The organism is Caulobacter sp. CCH9-E1, from assembly GCF_001556515.1.
GTDB lineage: Bacteria > Pseudomonadota > Alphaproteobacteria > Caulobacterales > Caulobacteraceae > Caulobacter.
On sequence record NZ_LSJA01000112.1, the window covers coordinates 1 to 23,055 of the forward strand.

Here is a 23,055-nt window from a genome sequence, read left to right on the forward strand (position 1 = left end):
GGTGCGGCGGTTCTGGCCTTGGGCGGCGCGGCGAACGCGGCCGATATCCCGGCGGCGTCGGTCGATGCGGCGGCCGCGGGTCCGGCTTCCGGCGAGGGTCAGGTCAGCCTCGAGGAGGTCGTGGTCACGGCCCAGAAGCGCAAGACCAACCTGCAGGACACCCCGATCGCCATCTCGGCCATGGACAGCGAGGCCCTGAAGGCGCGTCACGTCCAGTCGGTCGAGGACCTGGGCGACGGCGCGATCCCCTCGCTGCGCGTCGCGCCGTTCTTCGCCCGCAAATCGGCCCTGACGATCGGCATGCGCGGCATCGGCGCCCTGGGCGACGCCAACCAACCCGCCCGCGACCAGGCCGTCGGCGTCTATGTCAACGGCGTCTATCTGGGGCGCGCCCAGGGGCTGGGCTCGGCGCTGTACGACGTCGAGCGCATCGAGGTGCTCAAAGGGCCGCAAGGCACGCTGTTCGGTCGCAACACCGAGGGTGGCGCGGTCAGCATCGTCACCAAGGCCCCGACGGGCGTGTTCGGCATGAACACCACGCTCGGCTACGGAAACTACAACGCCTACAAGGCCGAGACTCACATCGACCTGCCCGAGGTCCGCGGGATCAGCGTCAAGCTCGACGCCTTGCTCAGCAAGCGCGGCGGCACGACCGTCAACCCCACCACCTCGGGCCAGCCGGATTTCAACAGCTACGACAAGCGCGGGCTGAACCTGGAAGCCGCCTGGCGGCCGTCCGGCGCGTTCAGCGCCGACTACGCCTTCGACGTCTCGTATGATGGCTCGACCCCATACTACGTGCAGCTGGAGAAGAAGGGCGCGCTGCCCCTCGCGCCGCTCAGCCCGGCCCAGTCCGACCGCGCCAAGAGCGCCAATATCGGCGTGCCGCTGCAGATGAGCGAGGGCGACACCTGGGGCCATCGCCTGAACCTGACCTGGAAGCTGGCCGACCGCCTGGACCTGAAGTCGATCAGCTCGTACCGCAAGCTGACCCAGACCCAGTTCGACAACGGCGCTGTGGCCCTGTCGGTCTTCGCGCCGAACGGCCCCTTCGCCCGCTACAGCGTCGCCCGCGTCTGGCAAGACCAGGTGAGCCAGGAGCTCCAGCTGGTCGGCAAGACCGACCGCATCGAGTATGTCGGCGGCGTCTTCTATTTCCGCGAGAAGGTCAGCGACAACGCCCAGACGCCCAACTCGCTGCAGTGGAACGCGACCGGCACGGCCTATACCCAGCTGTCGATCGACTTCAACACCGTGCCGCTGGACCGCGCCAGCCACGTGGAGACCACCAGTTACGGCGCCTTCGGCCAGGCCGCCTGGACCCCCGCGATCCTGAACGACAAGCTGCACGTCACCGCCGGCGGCCGCTACACCAAGGACGCCAAGAAAGGCTCGCTGGACATCGTCAACGGCGCCTTGCCCAGCTATGTCGACGGCAACAAGAACACGGTCGTCGGCAAGGTCCCGCTCGACGAGTCCTGGAGTCACTTCGACCCGATGGTCAGCGTGGCCTACGAACTGACCGACGACATCAACCTCTATGGCCGCTGGGCCACGGGCTACAAGGCCGGCGGCGCCAACTCGCGCTCGCTGACCTACCGGGCCTATGATCCGGAAAAGGTCGAGATGTTCGAGGTCGGGGCCAAGGCCGAGTTCTGGAACCGCCGCGCCCGCCTGAACGTCGCGGCCTTCACCGGCGACATCAAGGACGCCCAGGTCGACTTCAACGTCTTGATCCTCAACAACAATCGCGGCACGCTGGAGACGACCAACGCCGCCACGGGCAAGACCAAGGGCTTCGAGCTGGACTTCGCCCTGGTCCCGGTCGAGGGCCTGACCCTGTCGGGCGCCTACGCCTATACCGACATCAAGCTGTCCAAGGCGTTCAACCCGTTCACCAACGCCCAGTCGACCATCTATCCGCTGTACAGCCCCAAGAACGCGGGCAGCGTGGCCGCGGACTATGTCCGCCCGGCCTTCGGCGCGACGTTCAAGGCCCACCTGGACGCCAACTTCGCCGACGCCCAGATGACCAGCACCACGGACCCGACCCTGAGCGACAAGTCGTTCACGGTGAACGGGCGCCTGGCCCTGGCCGATATCAAACTGGCCGAGGGCGCTCCGGCCCTGCAGCTGTCGGTCTGGTCGCGCAACCTGACCAACGAGTCCTACGTCTTCCTGCGCAACACCAACGCCGCCTTGGGTACGTACGCGATCTACAACGAGCCGCGCACCTTCGGCGTCGAAGCCAATGTGAAGTTCTAGGGAAGGGAACTCCAATGGACCCCAAGCACATGGATCGTCGTCTGTTCCTCACGGCGGCTGGCGCTCTGGCGCTGGCCCCCGCCGCCCGCGCCGCGACCGCTCTGGACGCCAAGGCCGAACGCACCGCGCCCGGATCGGTCCGCCTGGACTGGACCGGCGCCCAGGCCGTGTCCGTTCTGGTCTCGGCCGACCCCGCCGCTAGGACGGGGGCCATGCGCCTCCTGAAGACGGCGACCGGGACCTCGGCCAGCGTGGGCGCCCCGGTCTCGCCGCGTCCGTATTTCCTGGTGAAGGCCGCCGACGGGCGCCAAACCCGCGTGGCCGAGCGTCTCCTGCCGCTGGAAGGCGGCCGCAACTTCCGCGACCTCGGCGGCTGGCGCGCCGCCGACGGCCGCCAGGTCAGGTGGGGCAAGATTTATCGTTCGGGCGTCATGGCCAACCTGACGATGGGCGATCTGGAGTACCTCAAGGCGTTGGGCGTCCTGGCCATCTGCGACCTGCGCAATCCCCAGGAGCGGACCAGCGAGCCGAACCCGTTCCTGAAGACGCCGGGCCCCAAGATCGTGGCGACCGACTACGATATGAGCGCCTCGATGGCCTCGCTCATGACGATGAAGACCCGCGAGGACGCCCTCCAAGGCTTCGCCGAAGCCTATGTCGGCTTCCTGGACATGCTGACCCCTCACTATACCGACATGTTCGCGCGCCTGGTGGCCGACGAGGGGCCGCTGGCCTTCAACTGCAGCGCCGGCAAGGATCGAACGGGCATGGCCTCGGCCCTGATCCTGTCGGTGCTGGGCGTGCCGCGCGATACGGTGCTCAGAGACTATGGCCTGACCGAGGTCTATACCCCGCCATCCTACTACGCGAAGATGGCCCAGAGCGGGGCGGCCAGCGGCGGCGTCACGGCCCAGCAGATGCAGGCCCTCTCGAAGCTGCCGCCGGAGGTGCTGCAGGTGATCATGGGTTCGGACCCCGAGGTCATGCGCCGGGCCTTGGCGACCATCGACGCCAAGTTCGGCGGTCCCGTAGCCCTGACCAAGGCGCGCTTTGGGCTGACCGACGCGAAGATCGCCAAGCTGCGCGCCGCTTACTTGGTTTAGGCTCGACACCACACGCTGTAATCTACGCCCCGGCCTGATCGTCCTGCGCCGGGGCGTCGTCTTTCCGGAGCGGACCCAAGGTCCGGTTCTGGCGCCGCCCGGCCGACCAGGCTGCAAAGCCTAGTCTCGCCACGAGGCCAGGCCTGTTGGAGCGATGGCCCAGCTCGAGGGTGATATCGAGGCGTTGGGTGATCGAGCGCACGATCGCCAGGCCAAGGCCCGCGCCGGGGGAGGCGGAGGCCTGGGGACCTCGGTTGAAGGGCGCGAGCAAACGTTCCAGTTCGGTATCGGCGATGCCTGGGCCGTGATCCCAGATCACGACCTTCAGTCCGCCCCCGTCGGCGCTGGCGGCCAATAGGACCTTGCCGCCACCATAAGCGCAGGCGTTGAACACCAGATTGCGCAGCACCTCGCCGATCAGCACGGGATTGCCCTGGGCGAGCGGCAGATCCGCAGGCAGGCGCGCCAGCACCTCGACCCCGGGGAAGGCGCGCGCGGCCTCGACCTGGATGGTGTTGAGCAGGGCGACGAGATCGGCCTCGCCCTCAGCCGCGGCCGCCTCGGAGCGCGCCAGCGCCAGGAACTGCGAGAGCACCTGTCGCAGGCTGGCCGCCGCCGCGCGAGAGTCGGCGAGTAAGGCTTGGTCTCGCGGCGTCGTGGCTGAGCGCTCCAACAGGGCGAGGTTGGCGACGATCACCGAGAGGGGCGTGCGCAGCTGATGGGAGGCGTCGGCCGAGAAACGCTCGAGCGCGCGCGTGAAGCGCTCCAAGCTGCCCAGCAGGTGGTTGAAGGCGTCGACCATCGGCGACAGCTCCGCGGGCGCGTCAAGCGGGTCGATGGGCGCGAGATCCGGCCGCGGCGCCTGGGCCCTGAAGGTTAGCTCGCTGGTCAAGCGCCGCAGCGGCGCCAGCCCCCAGCGCATGGCCGGGAAGACCAGGGCCGCGGCGAGGACGACCAGCAGGACCGGAAGGCCGATGAGGTTGAAGAGCAAGTCGCGCACACTGGCGCGGCGGGAATCCAGGCTCTGGGCCACGGCCACCACGACGGGCTCGCGCACCCCAGGCACCATCACCGTCGACTGGGCGATCCGCACGGCGTAGCCGCGCATCTTGCCGTAGCTGAAGTTGGTTTCGTTGGGTGACGGCGCAGGCGGATGCGGCAGGTCTTCATAGCCCGTGACCAGGCGTGGACCCTGCCGGACCGCATAGAACACCGCGTCCCGTTCCGGAGTGTCGAGCAGACCCAGGGACCACGGGGGCAAGGCGACCTTGGCCTGACCGTCCACGGCGCCGACCTGGGCGATGATCGAGGCCACCGAGCCGGCCAGCAGCCGGTCCGACGCCTTCTCGACGACCGCGCGGGCGGCCAGGGCGCCGGCTAGGGCCAGGGCCGCGCCCAGCAGGGCCAGGGGCGCGACCTGGGCCAGCAGCAGGCGGCCGACTAGGCTGGGACGGCCCGCTCTGGAGGCGGCCCGGCTCACGGATCCAGCCGGTAGCCGACGCCGCGCAGCGTGCTGAGGTTGGGGCCGTCCGGCGCCAGCTTGCGGCGCAGGCGGCCGACATGGATGTCCAGGGCGTTGGGCGAGGGATCCTGCTCGTCGGGGAAGACCTCGGCGGCGAGGCGAGCGCGCTCGATCACTCGGCCGGGGCGGCTGGCCAGGGCCTTCAGCACCGCCCATTCGCGCGGGCGCAGGTCGAGGCGGCGGTCGCCGATCCAGGCCGCGCCAGCCTCCCAGTCGCAGGCCAGGGTCCCGACATGGGCGCTGCGCGAGGCATAGCCGCTTTGCCGGCGAGCCACGGCGCGCACGCGAGCGACCAGCTCGAACGGGTCGAAGGGTTTTAGCACATAGTCGTCCGCGCCCATGTCCAGGCCCGCGATACGGTCGCGCACGGCGTCGCGCGCGGTCAGCATGACAATCGGCGTCAGGAAGCCCTCCCGGCGCAGGCGGCCCAGGATCTCGAAGCCGTCGATATCGGGCAGGCCGATGTCCAGCACCACGGCGTCGAAGTCGGCGCCGGCCGCCAGGGCCAGGGCCAGCGCTTCCTCGCCGGTCCCGGCGCAGATCGGCTGGTGGCCCTCGCTCTCCAGCGTCGTCTGCAACGAGCGGCGCAGCGGAGGATCATCCTCGACAACGAGTATCTTCATCGGGGATGTAGGAACCGAAACACGTGCGGGAGAAACGGCCATCGGACGCCGATTGACAGTCGCGGTCAAGAGACGGAGCGTTCTGGCCGGCCTTGGCGGGGGGGCGTTGGGCGCGGGCGTTCTGGCCTTGGCGGGCTGCGGCCCCGCCGCGCCGGGGCAGGCGACGCGCGCCGTCGACATCCGCGCGGCCGGCCGCGAAGGCGAGGCCGTCATCTACATCAACAACGATGTCCAGGAACGGCTGGTCGCCGATTTCGAGCGCCGCTTTCCCAAGGTGAAGCTGCGTTTCGTCGTGCTGACCTCGCGCGACATGCAGGCCAGGGTGATCGAGGAGGCCCGGACGGGCAAGCCCGTCGCCGACGTTGTCTGGACCTCGGCCATGGACACCCAGGTCAAGCTGATCAACGACGGCTACGCTCAGACCTATCACAGCTTGGAGGCCAGAAACCTGCCGGCCTGGGCGCGGTGGCGCGACCAGGGTTTCGGCATGACCAACGAGCCGATCGTCTTCGTCTACAACAAGGCGCGCTTGAAGCCCGACGAGGCGCCGCGCAGCCATGCGGCCCTGCTGGCGGCGCTGCGGGCCGATCCGCAGCGTTGGCGCGGCAAGGTGGGGATGTACGACCCTGAGCGCAGCGGCGTCGGGTTCCTCTACCTATCCAGCAACACCGAGGTCTATCCCGACGCCTGGGCCCTGTACGAGGCGCTGGCCGCCGCCCGCGCCCGCACCTATGTGCCCGGCAAGCCGATGCTGGACCGCGTGGCCTCGGGCGAGCACCTGCTGGCCTTCGACATGAACGGCTCCTACGCCGATCTCTACGCGCGGGGCTACGGCCCCAAGAGCGACATCGGCTTGATCGTGCCCGAGGACTATCACCTGTCGATCTCGCGGGTGGCCTTCATCGCCAAGGCCGCGCCGCATCCGCACGCGGCCCGGGTGTTCCTCGACTACCTGATGTCGGAGGCCGGGCAGCGACGCCTGCTGGAGGCGCGGCTGACCCCGGTGCGCTCGGGACTGGCCGCCCCGGCCCAGGCGGGCGGGCGGCCGATCCGAGTCGGCCCGGCGCTGCTGGCCAATTTCGACCAGGGCCGGCGCGAGGTCTTGCTGACGCGCTGGCGCATGGCCCAGCCGAGCGACAGGCGCTGAATGCTCAAATAATGGTCTTTGTGTGCTCAATATTTGAGCATTTGAGCGTCAAATCCCGCCGCGCGCCACGAAACCAAGATTATCCGAACCTCGGTGAATCTGTCACGGACCTGTCACGACCCGAGCTTCGGGGATGGATCGGCGGAAGGGCCGCCGAAGGCGGGGAGGCGCTTGGGGGGATTTCCTAGTCAGGCGCGGTTTTGGGGGCTGTTTTTGTCGCTTGGCCGGGTTTTGACGAAGGCGGAACTGCGGCGTGTAAGTGTTCTGGCTCTCGCGGAAGAGATCGGGTTTCCCCGACGCCGAAGGCGCAACCGCCCCGGAAACGCTCAGGCAAAACGGACCGCAGAGCATGAGGACGCTGGAAAGCAGGACCGCTTCGTAGAAAGGAGCGGCCTCGCCGACGGAGCAAGGGCGCGAGCGGCGCCTGAATCTCTCAGGCCCAAGGACAGCGGGGGCAGAGGAAGCGCCTGGCGCATCGGGGAAGGAGCCCCGGTTCGCGACTGGTCGCCCGCATCAGGTGGGCGGCGGGGAGGGCGATTGTCGACTGCAAAAGCCGAGGGGATCTCGTTTGACTATTTCTCGCCAAACCCGCCGTAGCCTGCTGCTGGGCTGCGCCATCGCGCCCGCCGCCATGATGCTGCACACCGCCGCCTTCGCGCAGGCCGCCCAAGCCCCGCAGGCGACCGAGGACACCAGCGTCGCCGAGATCGTCGTCACCGGCTCGCGCATCGACCGCGCCGGCTTCCAGGCCCCGACCCCGACCGTGCGCGTCACCGCCGAGGACCTGGCCGTCGGCGCCCGTCCGAACGTGGCCGCCGCCCTGAACGACCTGCCGCAGTTCCGCGCCACGACCTCGCCCCAAACCACCGGCACCAACACCGGCGCGGGTAACGCCCCGGTCGACCTGCGCGGCCTGGGCATCAACCGCACCCTGGTGCTGCTGGACGGCCGCCGCTTCTCCGGCGAGAACGACCTGAACATGATCCCCAGCGTCATGCTGAAGGGCGTCGACGTCGTGACCGGCGGCGCCTCGGCCGCCTGGGGTTCGGGCGCCGTCGCCGGCGTCGTCAATCTCTCGATTGACCGAGCCTTCACCGGCTTCAAGTTCGGCATCGAGGGGGGCGAGTCCTCGTACGACGACGCCAAGCAGATCCGCGTCGAAGGCGCGGCTGGCACGACCTTCGCCGGCGGCCGCGGCCACTTCGTCATCGGCGGCGAATATCTCGACAATGATGGCGTCATCCCCAAGAGCAGCCGTCCCAACATCGGTCGCTGGGCCACGGTCTCGAATGGCGCCGGCCGCTTCATCCTGGCCCCCGACGTCGGCTTCTCGAACGCGGCGCCCGGCGGCCTGATCACCTCGGGCGTGCTGCGCGGCCAGACCTTCAATCCGGACGGCTCCCTGCGCGCCTTCGACTACGGCACGGTGCAGGGCACGAACTCGATCGGCGGCGAAGGCCCCTCGAACGACGACCTGTCGCCGCTGGTCACGCCGCAGAAGCGCTACGCCACCATGGCCAGCGCGACCTATGAGCTGACCGACAAAATAAAGCTGACGGCCGAACTGCGCCGCTCACGGATGTGGAACAACTACATCTGGTTCGGCGACCACAACCGCGGCAACCTGACGATCAAGTCGGACAACGCCTTCCTGCCCACCGCCGTGAAGACGGCCCTGGCCGCCGCCGGCCAGACGACCTTCACGATGGGCCGCTTCAACACCGAGGCCTATCCGACCATCGACTTCGAGCGCGTCTCGACCCAGGGCACGATCGCCCTAGACGGCGAACTCGACGGCGGCTGGCGCTGGAGCGCCTACTACAGCCACGGCGAGCAAGAGAACAACATCGATACCCCCGGGTTCTTCCTAACCCAGAACTACGCCAACGCGGTCGACTCGGTGATCAGCCCGACCACAGGCAAGCCGATCTGCCGCATCGCCCTGACCAACGCCTCGACCAACTGCGTGCCGATCAACCTGTTCGGCCAGGGCGCGCCCTCGCAGGCGGCGCTGGACTACGTCACCGGCACGCCCTCGATGCGTGAGACCAGCAAGCTGGACGTCGGCGGCTTCAGCCTGCGCGGCGAGCCCTTCTCGCTGCCCGCCGGCCCGGTCTCGATCGCTATCGGCGCCGAGGCCCGCAAGGAGTCTGTCGATCGCACGGTCGGCGCCCTGGATGCGGCCAAGGCCTTCACCTCGTTCAGCTTCTCGGCCATGGCCGGCAGCTTCTCGGTCAAGGAAGCCTTCGCCGAAGTGCTGGTGCCGGTGGTGCGCGACGTCCCTGTCTTCAACAAGCTGGAAGTCAACGCCGCGGCCCGCGTCTCGGACTACGACACCACCGGCTCGATCTGGTCGTGGAAGCTGGGCGCCACCAACGAGTTCTTCCCGGGTTTCCGCGGTCGCATCACCCAGTCGCGCGACATCCGTTCGGCCAACCTGACCGAGCTCTTCACGACGACGACGACCGGCTACAACACCCTGACCGACCCGACCAACAACTCCAGCGTCTATGTGCTGACCAACGGCGGCGGCAACCCGAACCTGAACCCCGAGACGGCCAAGACTTTCACCACCGGCTTCGTCTATTCGCCGCCGTCGATCTCGGGCCTGTCGATGTCGCTCGACTATTTCAAGATCAACATCGACGACGTGATCACCACGATCGCGGCCCAGGACATCGTCACCCGCTGCGCCAACGGCAACCAGGACCTGTGCTCGCGGGTCACCCGTGACGCCAGCGGCACGATCACCCGGATCGTCTCGACCTATGTCAATCTGGCAAACTACAAGACCGACGGCTTCGACGCCGAGATCTCGTACTCGACCGTATTCGACCGCCTGATCCCGGGCGCTCCGGGCCGCATCCGCGCCCGCCTGCTGGGCACCTGGGTCAACAGCCTGACCACCAACGACGGCGTCAGCAAGATCGAGTACGTCAAGTCGCAGGGCTACTCGTTCGGCCTGGGCACGCCCAAGACCCGGGCGAACGCCTCGCTCGACTGGGCCGGCGAGGTCTTCAGCGCCAATATCCGCGCCCGCTACATCTCGGCGGGCAACTACAACAACACCGTCGATCTCGTGAACAACCACATCAAGGCCTACACCTATGTGGACCTGGGCGTTCAGGCGCGCCTGCCCGAGTTCGGCGGCAAGCAGGTCGAGCTGTACGCCAACGCGACGAACCTGTTCGACAAGAAACCGCCTGTCAGCTCGCTGTACTCGCCGTACTACGACGTGATCGGTCGCTACGTGACCGTCGGCGCGCGGATGCGCTTCTAGTTCAGCTCCCGCTCCGACTTCGCGCGCCGCCGGTTTCCCCCGTTTCTAGCGGCGCGCGCCCACCTTTCCCATGGTGACCCCCCAAATGACCCCTCGTCTTCCCCTGACGCTCGCCCTGCTGGCGAGCGCGGCCGTCTTCGCGACTCCGTTGGCGGCCCAGACCGTCGCGCCGCCTCCCGCCATGGTCGTCGACGGCGTCCCGGCCATCCCGCAGGATCTTGTCGCCGGCCTAGCCCCGTACCAACAGTCGCGCCACGCCAACTTCCTGGGCTGGAACGCCGCCGACCGCTCGATGCTGGTCAAGACCCGCTTCGGGGGCTCGGACCAGGTCCACGTCGTCGCCAAGGCCGAGGGGGACCGTCGCCAGATCAGCTTCGAGAACGAGCCGATCCTGACCGCCGCGCTCTCGCCCGAGGGGGATGCGCTGGTGATCCAGAAGGACAAGGGCGGCGATGAATTCTACCAGCTGTACGTCCTGGAAGCCGGCCGCCCGCGCCTGATCACCGACGGCAAGAGCCGCAACTGGTTCGGCGCCTGGGCCCCGAACGGCCGACTGGTCGGCTACGCCTCGTCGCGCCGCAACGGCGCCGACATGGACCTGTACGTCGTCGATCCCAAGGATCCCAAGAGCGACCGCTTGGTCGCCGAGGTGAAGGGCGGCGGCTGGAACATCGCCGACTTCTCGGCCGACGGTTCCAAGGCCCTGGTGCTGAACCGCATGTCGATCAACGAGGCCATGGTTTACGAACTAGACCTGTCCAGCGGCAAGATGAGGGCCCTGACCGACGTCAAGACCAAGGCCTCCTACGTCGATCCCAAATACGGCCATGACGGCGCGGTGTGGCTGACCTCGAACAAGGGCTCCGACTTCCTGCGCCTCGGCAAGCTGGACGCCAAGGGTGGCTTCACCCCGGTGTCCAAAGAGCCGCGCTGGGACGTCAGCGACTACGCCGTCGCGCCGGACGGTTCGTTCGTCGTCTACGCGATTAACGAGGCGGGCGTGTCGCGCGTGCGGGTGATGGACGTCGCCACCGGCGCTGTGCGCCCCGTGGACGGCCTGCCGGCTGGCGTCATTCCCTATAGCATCGGCGCGGCCATCCAGATCGCGCCCTGGGGCGACATCGGCCTGTCCATGTCCAGCGCCAAGGTGCCGGGCGACGCCTTCTCGATCGATCCGAAGACCCTGGCCGTCACCCAGTGGACCCACAGCGAGACCGGCGGCCTGGATCCGAGCCTGAATGTCGAGCCCCGTCTCGTCGAGGTTGCCAGCTTCGACGGCGAGAAGGTCTCGGGCTTCCTGTACCAGCCCGATCCGGCCAAGTTCCCTGGCAAGCGGCCGCTAATCGTCGACATCCACGGCGGTCCGGAAGGCCAGACCCGTCCTGACTTCCAGGGGCCGAACAACTACCTGCTCAACGAGCTGGGCGTGGCGCTGTTCTTCCCGAACGTGCGCGGTTCGACCGGCTATGGCGCGCGCTTCGTCAATCTCGACAACGGCCCGTTTAAGCGTGAGGACTCGGTCAAGGACATCGGCGCCTTCCTCGACGCCCTGGAAAAGGAGCCCGCCCTGGACGCCGGCCGCTTCGCCGTCAACGGCGTCTCGTACGGCGGCTATATGTGCTACGCCTCGGCCACGCACTACAGCGCCCGCCTGAAGGGGGCCAACTGCTACGTCGCGATCTCCAACTTCGTCACCTTTCTGCAGAACACCCAGGCCTATCGCCGCGATCTGCGCCGGGTGGAATACGGCGACGAGCGCGATCCCAAGCAGCGCGAGCAGCTTATGAAGATCTCGCCGCTGACCAGCGTGGACAAGATCAAGATCCCGCTGCTGGTGGCCACGGGCGGGACCGATCCGCGCGTGCCGGCCAGCGAAGCCGATCAGATGATCAAGGCCGTGCGCGCCAACGGCGGTTCGGTCTGGCACGTGCTGGCGCAGAACGAAGGTCACGTTTTCCGCAAGAAGGAGAACGTCGACTACTACTTCTGGTCCAGCATCATGTTCTGGCGAAAGACGCTGCTGGGCGAAGGCGGCCAGTAAGTCGAGGCGAGGGCGCGGAGCACGGTTCCGCGCCCTTTTTCCTGCTTGAGGATTCCCGACCTTGTCGATCTCTCTGCGATGTGGGGCGCTGCTGGCGCTGATGGTCTGCGCCGGTCAGGTCAGGGCCCAACCGGCGATCGACCACCACATGCATGTCCATTCCCCGGCCATTCTCGCCATCCTGCCGGCCTATTGCGTCAGTCCGATGCGCAAGAGCCCGTGCGACCCTCGCTTCACCGCGCCGCTGACGGCCGAAGACGCCCTGAAAGCCCTGAACGAGGCGGGCATTCGCCAGGGCTGGTTGATGTCGACCGCTTACCTCGCTGAGAGCCCTCTGGCCGATCCATTGCCGGACGCCGCGCGCGTGGTGCGTGCGGCCAACGCCTTCACGGTCGACCTGGCCCGGACCCGACCCGACCGCTTCGCCGCCTTCGTCAGCGTCAATCCGACCGCGCCCGAAGCCCTGACGGAAATTGCGCACTGGAAGGGCGATCCCGCCGTCACCGGGTTGAAGCTGCACCTGACCAACTCGGACGTCGATCTTCGGGACCCCGTCCAGGTCGCCAAGCTGGCGGCGGTGTTCCGGGCGGCGGCCGGCAATGGGTGGACGATCATGCTCCACATGCGCACGCGGGCCTCCGACTATGGCGCGCGCGATGTGGGGATCTTCCTGGATCAGGTGCTGCCCGCAGCCGGTCGGCAACCGGTGGTCATCGCCCATGCCGCGGGGTGGGGCGGGATCGACGCCGTCACCCTGGACGCCCTAGGCGCCTTCGCCAGCGCCTTTGATCGTAATCCGGCTGTTGTCAGCAACGTGCGCTTCGACCTCGCCCAGGTATTCACGGAGCAAACGGTCGCGGGGGATCGCGCCAAGATGGCCGGGCTGATCCGCAGAATAGGCGTCGACCGGTTCGTCGCCGGCTCGGACTGGCCGTTCGCCGGCGACCTGAAAGGCTATTTTGCCGCGACCGCCTCCTGGCCTGAACTTCGTCCAAGCGAGTGGGGGGCGATCCTTCGATGATGTCCCCTTGCCGTCGGGTCTAGCGTCGGCTTCTCGACGACGGCTCAAGGTCGGCTTGTGGCGCTATTTCTCAGCAACCCGCGTGAACGCAAATCGCTGGCCGTCCGCCTCGGCTGCGCCATGATCGGCGTCCTCGAACGTCAGCGCGATGTTCTGTTCAGTGATGAAGAAAGACCGGTCGGAAGAGGGGATCAGCCGAAACGCTTGCCCCTTGCGGAGCTCGACGAACATAGCGGTTCCGGCGTCGCGGATTTCGAAGGTTCCAAGGCCCTTGATCTCGAAGGTCCCGGCGAACGGACGCTGAGCGGCCAGGGGCAAGTCGAAGGCCTTCCGGACGGTCGGCCCATAGTCGCTCCAGCCGTAAGTGACCGCCACCCCGCGCAGGATTTCTTGTCCCAGCTGATAGCCTTGCTCGCCATTGGTCAGGATCACTACGCCGTCGCCTGTCTCGGGATGGCCGACCAGGGTTGCCTTGTAGCCGGCGTTAGAGCCGTCGTGGAAAAAGGAGAACGCCTTGCTCTCGCCGCTCACCTTGAAGCCCAGACCCCAGCCGCCAGGCTGCCGCGTCAGCATTTGACGGGCTGTCTTCAGCGAAAGGACCTTACCCCGGCCATGGGGGGCGTTCTGGACTTCGACCACGAAGCGCGCCAGGTCGTTGGCGCTGGTCCAGAGACCCGCCGCCGCCAGTTCGGGATAGACATGGAAACCGCCCGCGATGAGCTGGCCGGTCTCGTCATGGGCTAGGGCCACGTTCGGGGTCCCGGCCCGCAGGGGTTGCTCATAAGTGCTGCGCGCCATGCCCAGCGGCTCAAACAGCTTGGAGCGCGCTATAGCCGGGAAGGGCCTGCTCGCCGCGTCGATCATGGCCAGCTGAGCGATCGTATAGCCGCCGCCGGAGTAGCGGTAACGAACGCCCACCGGCTCATCGACCCTTACGGCCGGGCTGTTGGCCGGCGCCGCGCCATCGAGGATCTGCTGCGCCGTCGGCAGCGGCGCGCCGACCGCGTAACCCTGAAACCCATGGACCGTGGTTCCGGCCGTGTGCGACAGCAACCTTCTGAGAGTCACCGCGGACGCCTGCGTGAAGTTGTTCTCCGGCAGGGTCCAGCTCTTCAGGGCCGTATTGATCGGGGTGTCCAGCGATAGGGTTCCATCCTGGACCATGGCCAGGGCCGCGACCGCGGCGACCGGTTTGCTTACAGAGCCGGCCTGAAACAGCGTGTCAGCGTCTACGGCCTTGCCGCCGGGCGACACGACCCCATAGCCCTTGGCCCAATCCAGCTTTCCCGCCCGCACCACGGCGATGGCCACGCCGGGCGTATGGAGCTCGCGCATCCGGTCTTCCAGGCTGCGGCCGCCATTACTTCCCCCTTCAACGACCACAGCCGGGCGCAGGCCGTTTTCAACGGCTTGCCGGCGGTCATCGGCGGTATTCGCGAAAGCCTGCCCAGGCAGGATCAACAGCGCGCCCAGCGCCAGGATCGAGAGCTTCATGCACGGCTTTCCCAACGAACACGGCGGAGCCTCGCCTCTCGACCTAGCCCTCGCAACATAACGATCTGTAATTCGGAGGCGCCGACCTGCGGCGCGCACACGGCCGATCCGCTCGGCGGTCATCCAGCGCTGTTGAGCTCGATGAGCAAGCGCTCCACGGCTGTTCGCAATTGGGCGCTCGGCGTGTACAACGCGGGTACAGCGAGCGTGGTTTTGAGTGTGTTCTCGCGCCTCGAATTCAGCTAACTTATTGAAATCCTTCAGTCGAGTTTCTGTCGGTCCAATTCTCCAGTGGAGCAATTGGCGTGAAAATTATTGAATAAAATAAAGTACTTATGGCGAAAATTTCCGTAGCTCCGATGATGGACTGTAGGAAGCAATCATAAATATCAAAGACTTACGGGGTGTCGTGAACTCATCGTGTACACTTGCGCGTCGTGCCCTGGCGTCGGTCCGAGGGCTGCCGCGTACTTGGGTCTGTTGGATTGGACGAGCAGAAAATCTATAGCTGACGGGTTCGTCTTGCTGCGCTGGCGACTCTCAACGTAATCGCTCAAGGTCGTTGGAGCGCGTGGGAGGGCAGGGCATGGACACCGCAGCAGCGGACGGTGACGTCGTCCAAGGGGCGAAGGTCGCGAATATTCAGGTAGCCGTGAACTACCCGATCGTCTCGGCTTATGAGTTCGAGTTTCTCAAGGAGGAGGAGGTCGTCCGCGAGCGGCTCGACAAATGCACGCTGTATCTGCTGGTCCAGCGGCCGCTGACCTACTTCGACAACGTGGTCCTCGACGACGGCGTCATTTCTTTCGAAATCGCGGACGGCGAAACGACGCCTTTGGCTTGCCGCGTAGACCTCGTCAATGCTGGCCTTTGCGGTCCCGGCGAAGCAATTTGCGTCGAGACCCATTATTTCACCAAGGCACCGGGCAAAGAGCAGCCATTTCGTGATGTAGGCGCGATCAAGCTGTTTCGAAAAGACAAAAGTTTGATCGTCTGGTGGAGTCCGCAGAAGCTTCTTTACGAGATGCTTGTGAGGGGACTCGAAGTCGACACCACGGGAAGCGGCGATCCCCTTTCGTTTTTAGACTTCACCGTTCTTTACGTGGGGAAAGCGTTCGACCAGAAAGTCTGGGACAGACTGACTGGGCACGAGAAGATGCAAAAGATCCTCACAGTGCAGAGCCCGGTGGGGGCCGCCCCCGCCGCGAGGGCACCGTTCGAGGTTTCCTTGATCTTGCTATCGGTCGTCGGCCTGACGGACGTTGCCGAGCTGCCGTACGGCGGAATGAGCGATGTCTCGGGCATTCAGACGCTTTTGCATGACGTGGACCTGTCCGACTCAGAGGCCTTCGTACGCTTCATGAGCGAGCCCCTGGTCGCTTTGGGCGACGAGGCCATGACCAGGGAGGTGGAGGCTCAACTCATCCACCGTTTCAAACCGGAGTACAATTCGGTGATGTTCAAGAACTACCCGGAGATAGCAGGTGGCATGCGGTCGAAGGGGTACACATGGACAGATCTCATGATTGAGGATCTTCCCGCGTCATTGCGCACGCCTCACTTCAAAATCGGGCCGATGCTTCAGGAGGAAGCTGAGGCCAGCTAGGACAAGTGACTGAGACCCGTTGAAAGGTGTCGCAAGCGTGATCCTATCGGCTCCGCTGGGCGTCACTTAGACGGCCCCATCCTGAAGTCGCCAAGCCTGTGTGGATTGCCCGTGTCTATTCGAACCGTGTCATTTCGGCGTCTTTGCCTGATCATCTCCGCAGGAATCGCGCTTTCCGTCGTCGGCGCACTTCCCACCATCGCCCAGGAACAGCCGGCGGCCGCACCGTCGTCACCTGTTGCTGACGCCGGTCTACCAGCGGCGGCGCAGACCGGCCTCGTACACACGCAGGACCAGGCGCGGGACAACGGTGCCAAGGGCTCCGAACCTTCAACGACCGCACAGAAGGAAGCCGTCGAGAAACCGGACAAGTCTTCGAAGTGGACCGCGCTCAGCTCGATCGCGGCGCTGATCGCTTCGCTGGCTGCCTTGATCGTCACGCCCCTCATGGCTCGCCTGAATGCCAACAAGCTCGCGGCGATCAGCGCCCGGGCCGTCGATGTGAGCGAGAAGCAGGCGGCGACCAGCCTCAGGTCCGTAGAAGTGGCCGACAAGAACGCCCAGGCCGCGGCCGACAATGTTGAAGTGGCCCGAACGAACGCGGCGGCGGCGGCCCGCAATGTGGAGATCGCCGCAACGAATTCGGCCAATCTGGGCATTCATGCCGTGGCCCGCTTGCGCCAGGAATGGATCAACGACTTGCGGGAGCTGATCGCGGATGTTCACTCCCTGCTGGGGAACTATCAGGATCCACCCCCGGGCGTGAAAGAGTCCGCCGCCGATCGAAAAGCCCGAGAGGCCCAGCAGCGGCTGGCCAATACCAAGGTCGCCAAGATCAAGTTGCTGCTCAATCCAACCGAAGTGCCTTCGCGCAATCTCCTCGATGCGATCCGAACCCTCGAAAAGCCCGGCACCCTGAAACAGCGGATGCGCCGCTCCAAATGGCTCATCATTTGGGGCGACATCGTCCTCAAGGAGGAGTGGGACCGGGTCCGCGCAGAGCTAACCGGCGCCGCCAGGCCAATCCTTGCCCGACGAAAACGGCCGGTGAGATCCTTCTTCGCCGCGGCGCTGAGGGGCACCCGATCGCGGTAGGTCCCTGAGCTATAACCGTAGGGCATGGACCGGTGCCTGACGGTCAATTGTGTTTCTACCCGGCTGGCCCGAATGTCCGCTTCGAGATCAGTCGAGGGACACCATGAAAGACCTGTCGCGCGTCGTGCACTACCCGGAAGTTTCGCACGAAGGCTACGCCAGCCTGCAGGTGCCGACCTACCGCGCCTCGACCATCGTCTTCGAAGACGCCGACGCCTATTCGAACCGAAAGTACCGGGGCCCCGACGGCTATACCTACGGACTGCACGGTACGCCGACGACCAAGACCCTCGAAGCCTATCTGACCGCGCTGGAAGGCGGCGAGCGCACGGTGATCGTGCCCTCGGGCCAGGCCGGGGCGACCATCGTCTTCCTCACCGTGCTGTTGCCGGGCGACAAGGTGCTGATCCCCGACACCGCCTATCCGCCAGTGCGCGGCTTCTGCGTGAACTATCTGAAGCCGCGCGGCATCGACCATGAGGTCTATGACCCGATGATCGGGGCGGGGATCGCCGACCTGATCGACGATCGGACCAAGCTCGTCTGGATCGAGTCCCCCGGCTCGACGACTATGGAATTTCAGGACGTGCCGGCGATCATCGCCGCGGCCCACGCCAAGGGCGCGCTGGTCGGTTGCGACAACACCTGGGCCACGCCCTTGCTGTTCAAGCCGCTGGTCCATGGCGCGGATTTCTCGATGGAAGCCCTGACCAAGTATGTCGGCGGTCACTCGGACCTGCTGCTGGGCTCGATCAGCGTCCGCGACGTCGAGCTATTCAAGGCGCTGAAGGCCACGACCCGGATGATCGGCATCGGCGTCTCGCCCGACGAGGTGCAGCTGGCCATCCGTGGCCTGCAGACCATGGGTGTGCGCCTGGCCCATGTCGGCAAGGTCGGCACGGACCTGGCCCATAAGATCGTCGGCCTGCCCGGCGTGGAGCGCGTGCTGCATCCGGCCTTGCCCGAGTGCCCCGGCCGAGAGTTCTGGGAACGCGACTTTGCCGGGGCCAGCGGCCTCTTTGCCGTGGTGCTGAAGCCGGGTGTCGACGACAAGCTCGGCCCGGCTCTGACCGCGCTCAAGACCTTCACCATCGGCGCCTCCTGGGGCGGCGTTCGCAGCCTGATCGTACCGATGGACATCCGTCCAGACCGGGTGGCCGTGCCGTGGACGGAAGAGGGGACCATCCTGCGCATCAGCATCGGTCTGGAAGATCCTGAGGATCTGTGGGCCGACCTGGAAGGCCTGTTCGCGGCCTTGGCCTAAGGCGAGCGGAGGGGCGAGGACATGCGCGCACTGGTCTCGATGGTTCTGGCGGCGGGGGTCCTTTGTGGACTCGCGGCCTGCGCAGAGAAGCCCAAGGACAAGTCCGGCGGTGGCGGGGCGACCCTCGCGGCCGTCCGCAAGCGCGGCTACGTGATCTGCGGCGCCAGCCCGCTGACCGTCGGCTTCGGCATGCCCGACAAGAAGGGCTATTGGCGAGGCCTCGATGTCGATACCTGCCGCGCGGTCGCGGCCGCCGCCCTGGGCGACAAGGACAAGGTCCGCTTCGTGCCCCTGACCGGCCAGCAGCGCCTGACCGCCTTGCAGAGCGGTGAGATCGACGTCCTGCCCCGGACCACGACCTGGACGCTGTCGCGCGACGGCAACGGCGTGAACTTCGCTTTTCCCAATTACTACGACTATGTCGGACTACTGGTGCCCAAGTCGGCAAAGGTCGGGAACGTGAAAGACCTCGCCGGTGCGTCTGTGTGCGTCCAGACCGGTTCGACGACCGAGGTGACCTTCACCGACGTCTCGCGGCAGTATGGCCTTGGCCTGCACGCCGTGGTGTTCGACAGCGTCCAGGCCACGCGCCAAGCCTTCTTCAGCGGCCGCTGCGACGCCCTGATCACCGACGCCTCGGCCCTGGCCTCGGTGCGCGCCACCCAGGCGGCCAATCCCGACGACTACGTGATCATCCCGGCCAATGACGAGGTCGCGCCGCTGACGCCGGCTGTCCGCCACGGCGACGACCAGTGGTTCGACATCGTCAAATGGTCGTTCCAGGCCATGCTGATGGGCGAGCAGCTGGGGATCACCTCGGCCAATGCCGAAGCCATGCTGAAATCCGACAGCCCGACCGTCCGTCGCTTCCTCGGCGTCGAGAAGGGCAACGGCAAGGCGCTGGGGCTGAATGAGGCTTTCGCCTACGACGTGGTCCATCAGGTCGGCAACTATGCCGAGGTTTATGACCGCAACGTCGGCAAGGACAGCAAGCTGAAGATCGACCGTGGCCTCAACCGCCTGCAGCGCGACGGGGGGCTGATGGTCCCCCTGGCCTTCAACTGAGCGCGCCCATGTCGGGGCTCGCGCCAACCCAAGGCCGTCTTCGCGGTCTCGTCTACCAAGGCCTGGTGATCCTGGCCGTGGCCGGCGTCGCAGCCTGGCTGGTCGGCAACACACTGGCAAACCTGGCCAAGCGCGGCATCACCGTCGGCTTCGACTTCGTCACCCGCTCGGCCCGCTTCCCGATCTCCGAGGGCGTCTTGCCCTACCAGCCGTCAGACAGCTTCGCCTGGGCGTTCGCGGCCGGCCTGGCCAACACCCTGATGCTGGCCATCGTCATCGGCGCGGTCTCGACGGCGCTGGGCCTGGTCGTCGCCCTGGCGCGCCGCTCTCAGAACCCGTTGGCGCGCGGCGTCTCGACCGTCTTCGTCGAGGCGCTGCGCAACACGCCGCTCGTGGTGCAGCTCTTGTTCTGGTACGCGCTGGTCACCGTCGGACTGCCAAATGTCCACGCGGCGATGAGCCCGATCGAGGGCGTCTTCCTGACGGATCGCGGCCTCTATCTGCCGGGACTGCGGCTCTCGAGCGCGGCGCTGTTCCTGACGCTCAGCGCGGTCGTGGTGATCGCGGGCGGCGCGGCCTACGCCCAGCGCGAGATCGGCAAGCGTGGGATGATCCTCGGCGGCGCGGGGCTGGTCGCGCTCTCGCTGCTGGGTCTGGCGGTGAAGGCCGGCGTGACCGTCGAGACGCCCCGCCTGGGCCACTTCAACTACGCCGGCGGTTTTGCCCTGACGCCCGAGCTGGTCGCTCTGCTGCTGGGCCTGATCCTCTATTCGGCGGCCTTCATCGGCGAGATCATCCGGGGCGGCATCGACGCCGTGCCGATCGGGCAGTGGGAAGCGGGCAGGGCGCTGGGCCTCTCGGAGCGCCAGACCCTGCGGTTGGTCGTCATCCCTCAGGCCCTGCGCGTGATCATCCCGCCGATGACCAGCCAGTACGTCAACGTGGTCAAGAACACGACCCTGGCCCTGGTCGTCGGCTATCCGGACATTTCTTCGGTGATCGCCACCACCATCAACCAGACGGGCCAGGCCGTGGAGGGCGTCCTCGTCCTGATGGCGGTGTTCCTGACCCTTAGCCTCTCGGCCTCGCTGTTCATGAACTGGTACAACCGCCGCATCGCGCTGGTGCAACGATGAGCACGCAAGCCGTCCCACCCAGCGTCGCCCAGGTCTTCCTGCGCACCGAGACGCTGACCGCCGAGCCGCCGCCGCCCCGGGCGCGCCTCGATCTGGTCAAGGCGCTGTTTGGCGACCTGGCCACGAGTCTCGCCACCCTGCTGATCGCCGCCCTGGTGATCCTGGCCCTGCCCAAGCTGCTGTCTTGGGGCGTGATCAATGCCGTCTGGAGCGGCGAGGGCGCGGCCTGTACCGGCGTCGGGGCCTGCTGGGCCTTTCTGCGTGACAAGCATCCGCAGATCCTGTTCGGCATCTATCCGCCGGAAGAGCAGTGGCGATCGATGCTGGTCGTGGCGATCTTCCTGGGCCTTTCGCTTTGGAGCCTGCCGCCCCGCCACTGGACGCGTGTCACCCTCGCGGCCTGGGGCGTGGGCACGGCGGCCGTGCTGGTGCTGATGGGCGGAGGCGTCTTCGGCCTGGAGGAGGTCTCGACCTCCGACTGGGGCGGCTTGCCGATCACCCTGTTGCTAACCGTCAGTTCGTTGGGCCTGGGTTTTCCGCTGGCCGTAGTCCTGGCACTGGCGCGCCAGTCGGATCTGCCAGTGCCGCGCATGATCGCCGTGGCCCTGATCGAGATCGTCCGCGGCCTGCCGCTGCTTAGCATCCTCTATGTGGCCGCGATCATGCTGCCGATCATGCTCCCCGACGGCGTGACGATCGACAAGCTGCTGCGAGCCCTGGAGGCGCTGACGGTGTTTTCCGCGGCCTATTTGGCCGAGGTGTTGCGCGGCGGCCTGCAGACCATCCCGCCCGGACAGGCCGAGGCGGCCCGCGCCTTGGGCCTGACGTGGTTCCAGACCACGCGGCTGGTCGTCCTGCCCCAAGCCATCGCCAAGGTGATCCCGCCGCTGACCAACACCGTGGTTGTGATCGTCAAGAACACCAGCCTCGTCCTGGTCGTGGGTCTGTTCGACCTGCTCAGCTCCGGCCGCGCGGCCCTGGCCGACCCGGCCTGGCCTGGTCCCTATGCCGAGACCTACCTCTTCATCGCCCTGATCTATTTCGCGATCTGCTTTTCGGTGTCGCGCTACGCGGCCTGGCTGGAGCGTCGCGCCGCCTTCGGAGTCCGCCGATGACCGATACCCCTGCCGCCGTCGAGCTGTCCGGCGTCCACAAGTGGTACGGCGACTACCACGCCCTGCGCGATGTCACGCTCAGCGTGGCCAGCGGCGAGAAGATCGTGGTCTGCGGACCCTCGGGCTCCGGCAAGTCGACCATGATCCGTTGCGTCAATCGCCTGGAGGCCCATCATCGCGGCCACATCCGGGTGGGGGGCGTCGAGCTGACCGGCGATCCCAAGACCATCGACGCTACGCGGCGCGAGGTCGGCATGGTGTTCCAGAGCTTCAACCTCTTCCCGCACCTGACGATCCTGGAGAACTGCACCCTGGCCCAGACCTGGGCCAAGAAGGTGCCGCAGAAAGTCGCCCAGGAGACGGCCATGCGCTACCTCGAGCGCGTGCGCATCCCCGAGCAGGCCGGCAAGTATCCGGGCCAGCTGTCGGGTGGCCAGCAGCAGCGCGTGGCCATCGCCCGGTCGCTGTGCATGGACCCGAAGGTCATGCTGTTCGACGAGCCGACCTCGGCCTTGGACGCCGAGATGGTCAAGGAGGTGCTCGACATCATGGTCGAGCTGGCCGCCGAGGGCATGACCATGATCTGCGTCACCCACGAGATGGGCTTTGCCCGCCAGGCCGCCGATCGGGTGGTGTTCATGGACGCCGGCCAAATCCTGGAGGTCGCGCCGCCGGGCGAATTCTTCGCCGCCCCGCGCCATGAGCGCACCCGCCAGTTCCTGGCCCAGGTGCTGCACTAACCTTCACCCTTTTCGCCAGCTGAAGTTTGACCGCCGCGCGCTTCGCGCCGGCGCAAGGAGCCTATCCATGCCCAAGATCGATCAACGCCTCGCACAGCTGGGCATCGTGCTGCCGGCCCTAACCCCGCCGGTAGCCAACTACGTGCCGTCGGTCCGCTCGGGCAATATCGTCCATATCTCCGGCCAGCTCTCGCTGGACGTTGGTGGCGGCATCAAGGGCGTGGTCGGCGAGGCCGTCGACATCGACCAGGCCGTGGCGGCCGCGCGGCTCTGCGGGATCAACCTGATCGCCCAATTCAAGGCGGCCTGCGAGGGCGACCTCGATCGGCTGGTCCGCGTGATCAAGCTGGGCGGCTTCGTGCAGGCCGGTCCCGGCTTCCACGACATCCCCAAGGTCATCAACGGCTGCTCGGACCTGATGGTCGAAGTCTTCGGCGACGTCGGCCGTCACGCCCGCTCTGCCGTCGGCGTCTACCAGCTACCCTTGGGCTTCGCCGTCGAGGTCGACGCCATTATTGAGGTCGCGTGACGAGTCAGA

Annotated in this window: 17 protein-coding genes and 2 riboswitches; of the genes, 14 read left to right on the plus strand and 3 right to left on the minus strand. The window is 66.6% G+C overall.

What is annotated here, in order from left to right:
• Positions 1 to 2,265, plus strand: a 2,265-nt coding sequence (locus AX690_RS07255; RefSeq protein WP_066730315.1) for a TonB-dependent receptor, incomplete at its 5' end; no start/stop codon positions are given.
• Positions 2,266 to 2,279: 14 nt separating this feature from the next.
• Positions 2,280 to 3,368, plus strand: a complete 1,089-nt coding sequence (locus AX690_RS07260) for a tyrosine-protein phosphatase (protein WP_066680022.1) — start codon at positions 2,280 to 2,282, stop codon at positions 3,366 to 3,368.
• 22 nt (positions 3,369 to 3,390) lie between these two features.
• Here AX690_RS07260 and AX690_RS07265 read toward each other — a convergent pair whose 3' ends face one another.
• On the minus strand, positions 3,391 to 4,848 hold the full coding sequence (locus AX690_RS07265; protein WP_066680024.1) for a sensor histidine kinase: 1,458 nt from the start codon (positions 4,846 to 4,848) through the stop codon (positions 3,391 to 3,393).
• Positions 4,845 to 5,513, minus strand: coding sequence for a response regulator transcription factor (locus tag AX690_RS07270; RefSeq protein ID WP_066680025.1), 669 nt, complete (start codon positions 5,511 to 5,513; stop codon positions 4,845 to 4,847). Before AX690_RS07270 ends, AX690_RS07265 begins: the two co-directional genes overlap by 4 nt.
• A gap of 106 nt (positions 5,514 to 5,619) precedes the next feature.
• Between AX690_RS07270 and AX690_RS07275 the strand changes: the two genes are divergently transcribed.
• From AX690_RS07275 to AX690_RS07290, 4 genes are all read left to right on the plus strand, one after another.
• Positions 5,620 to 6,660 carry an ABC transporter substrate-binding protein gene (locus AX690_RS07275; protein ID WP_066680026.1) on the plus strand — a complete coding sequence of 347 codons (1,041 nt, stop codon included), beginning with the start codon at positions 5,620 to 5,622 and terminating at the stop codon, positions 6,658 to 6,660.
• A gap of 265 nt (positions 6,661 to 6,925) precedes the next feature.
• Positions 6,926 to 7,013: riboswitch (glycine riboswitch) on the plus strand.
• Positions 7,014 to 7,016: 3 nt separating this feature from the next.
• Positions 7,017 to 7,111, plus strand: a riboswitch (glycine riboswitch).
• A 117-nt stretch (positions 7,112 to 7,228) separates the two neighbouring features.
• Positions 7,229 to 9,940, plus strand: a complete 2,712-nt coding sequence (locus tag AX690_RS07280) for a TonB-dependent receptor domain-containing protein (protein WP_066680027.1) — start codon at positions 7,229 to 7,231, stop codon at positions 9,938 to 9,940.
• Between the two features lie 85 nt (positions 9,941 to 10,025).
• Entirely contained in the window at positions 10,026 to 11,981 is a 1,956-nt protein-coding gene (locus AX690_RS07285) for a prolyl oligopeptidase family serine peptidase (RefSeq protein ID WP_066680031.1), read from the plus strand.
• A gap of 61 nt (positions 11,982 to 12,042) precedes the next feature.
• Positions 12,043 to 13,002 carry an amidohydrolase family protein gene (locus AX690_RS07290; protein ID WP_066680033.1) on the plus strand — a complete coding sequence of 320 codons (960 nt, stop codon included), beginning with the start codon at positions 12,043 to 12,045 and terminating at the stop codon, positions 13,000 to 13,002.
• A 63-nt stretch (positions 13,003 to 13,065) separates the two neighbouring features.
• Here AX690_RS07290 and AX690_RS07295 read toward each other — a convergent pair whose 3' ends face one another.
• A complete protein-coding gene (locus AX690_RS07295) occupies positions 13,066 to 14,496 on the minus strand; it encodes a serine hydrolase (protein ID WP_066680036.1) in 1,431 nt (476 codons plus the stop codon).
• 586 nt (positions 14,497 to 15,082) lie between these two features.
• Between AX690_RS07295 and AX690_RS07300 the strand changes: the two genes are divergently transcribed.
• The 8 genes from AX690_RS07300 to AX690_RS07335 all read left to right on the plus strand — a co-directional run bounded on the left by AX690_RS07300 (position 15,083) and on the right by AX690_RS07335 (position 23,046).
• On the plus strand, positions 15,083 to 16,102 hold the full coding sequence (locus AX690_RS07300) for a hypothetical protein (RefSeq protein ID WP_062100088.1): 1,020 nt from the start codon (positions 15,083 to 15,085) through the stop codon (positions 16,100 to 16,102).
• Between the two features lie 111 nt (positions 16,103 to 16,213).
• Entirely contained in the window at positions 16,214 to 17,197 is a 984-nt protein-coding gene (locus tag AX690_RS07305; RefSeq protein ID WP_127846985.1) for a hypothetical protein, read from the plus strand.
• A gap of 103 nt (positions 17,198 to 17,300) precedes the next feature.
• Positions 17,301 to 18,461, plus strand: a complete 1,161-nt coding sequence (gene metC, locus AX690_RS07310; protein ID WP_062100090.1) for a cystathionine beta-lyase — start codon at positions 17,301 to 17,303, stop codon at positions 18,459 to 18,461.
• A 21-nt stretch (positions 18,462 to 18,482) separates the two neighbouring features.
• Entirely contained in the window at positions 18,483 to 19,526 is a 1,044-nt protein-coding gene (locus AX690_RS07315) for an amino acid ABC transporter substrate-binding protein (protein ID WP_062100091.1), read from the plus strand.
• Between the two features lie 8 nt (positions 19,527 to 19,534).
• Positions 19,535 to 20,662, plus strand: a complete 1,128-nt coding sequence (locus tag AX690_RS07320; RefSeq protein ID WP_062100092.1) for an amino acid ABC transporter permease — start codon at positions 19,535 to 19,537, stop codon at positions 20,660 to 20,662.
• A complete protein-coding gene (locus AX690_RS07325) occupies positions 20,659 to 21,777 on the plus strand; it encodes an amino acid ABC transporter permease (RefSeq protein ID WP_062100093.1) in 1,119 nt (372 codons plus the stop codon). Before AX690_RS07320 ends, AX690_RS07325 begins: the two co-directional genes overlap by 4 nt.
• On the plus strand, positions 21,774 to 22,517 hold the full coding sequence (locus AX690_RS07330) for an amino acid ABC transporter ATP-binding protein (protein ID WP_066680041.1): 744 nt from the start codon (positions 21,774 to 21,776) through the stop codon (positions 22,515 to 22,517). Before AX690_RS07325 ends, AX690_RS07330 begins: the two co-directional genes overlap by 4 nt.
• Before the next feature lie 67 nt (positions 22,518 to 22,584).
• Positions 22,585 to 23,046, plus strand: coding sequence for a RidA family protein (locus AX690_RS07335; RefSeq protein ID WP_062100095.1), 462 nt, complete (start codon positions 22,585 to 22,587; stop codon positions 23,044 to 23,046).
• The last annotated feature ends 9 nt before the right edge of the window (positions 23,047 to 23,055 follow it).

Bases quoted from the DNA above. Each gene is read 5' to 3' on its own strand.
- AX690_RS07260 (WP_066680022.1), top strand. From the start codon at position 2,280: ATGGACCCCAAGCACATGGATCGTCGTCTGTTCCTCACGGCGGCTGGC.
- AX690_RS07270 (WP_066680025.1), bottom strand. From the start codon at position 5,513: ATGAAGATACTCGTTGTCGAGGATGATCCTCCGCTGCGCCGCTCGTTG.
- AX690_RS07285 (WP_066680031.1), top strand. From the start codon at position 10,026: ATGACCCCTCGTCTTCCCCTGACGCTCGCCCTGCTGGCGAGCGCGGCC.
- AX690_RS07295 (WP_066680036.1), bottom strand. From the start codon at position 14,496: ATGAAGCTCTCGATCCTGGCGCTGGGCGCGCTGTTGATCCTGCCTGGG.
- AX690_RS07300 (WP_062100088.1), top strand. From the start codon at position 15,083: ATGGACACCGCAGCAGCGGACGGTGACGTCGTCCAAGGGGCGAAGGTC.
- metC (WP_062100090.1), top strand. From the start codon at position 17,301: ATGAAAGACCTGTCGCGCGTCGTGCACTACCCGGAAGTTTCGCACGAA.
- AX690_RS07315 (WP_062100091.1), top strand. From the start codon at position 18,483: ATGCGCGCACTGGTCTCGATGGTTCTGGCGGCGGGGGTCCTTTGTGGA.
- AX690_RS07320 (WP_062100092.1), top strand. From the start codon at position 19,535: ATGTCGGGGCTCGCGCCAACCCAAGGCCGTCTTCGCGGTCTCGTCTAC.
- AX690_RS07325 (WP_062100093.1), top strand. From the start codon at position 20,659: ATGAGCACGCAAGCCGTCCCACCCAGCGTCGCCCAGGTCTTCCTGCGC.
- AX690_RS07330 (WP_066680041.1), top strand. From the start codon at position 21,774: ATGACCGATACCCCTGCCGCCGTCGAGCTGTCCGGCGTCCACAAGTGG.
- AX690_RS07335 (WP_062100095.1), top strand. From the start codon at position 22,585: ATGCCCAAGATCGATCAACGCCTCGCACAGCTGGGCATCGTGCTGCCG.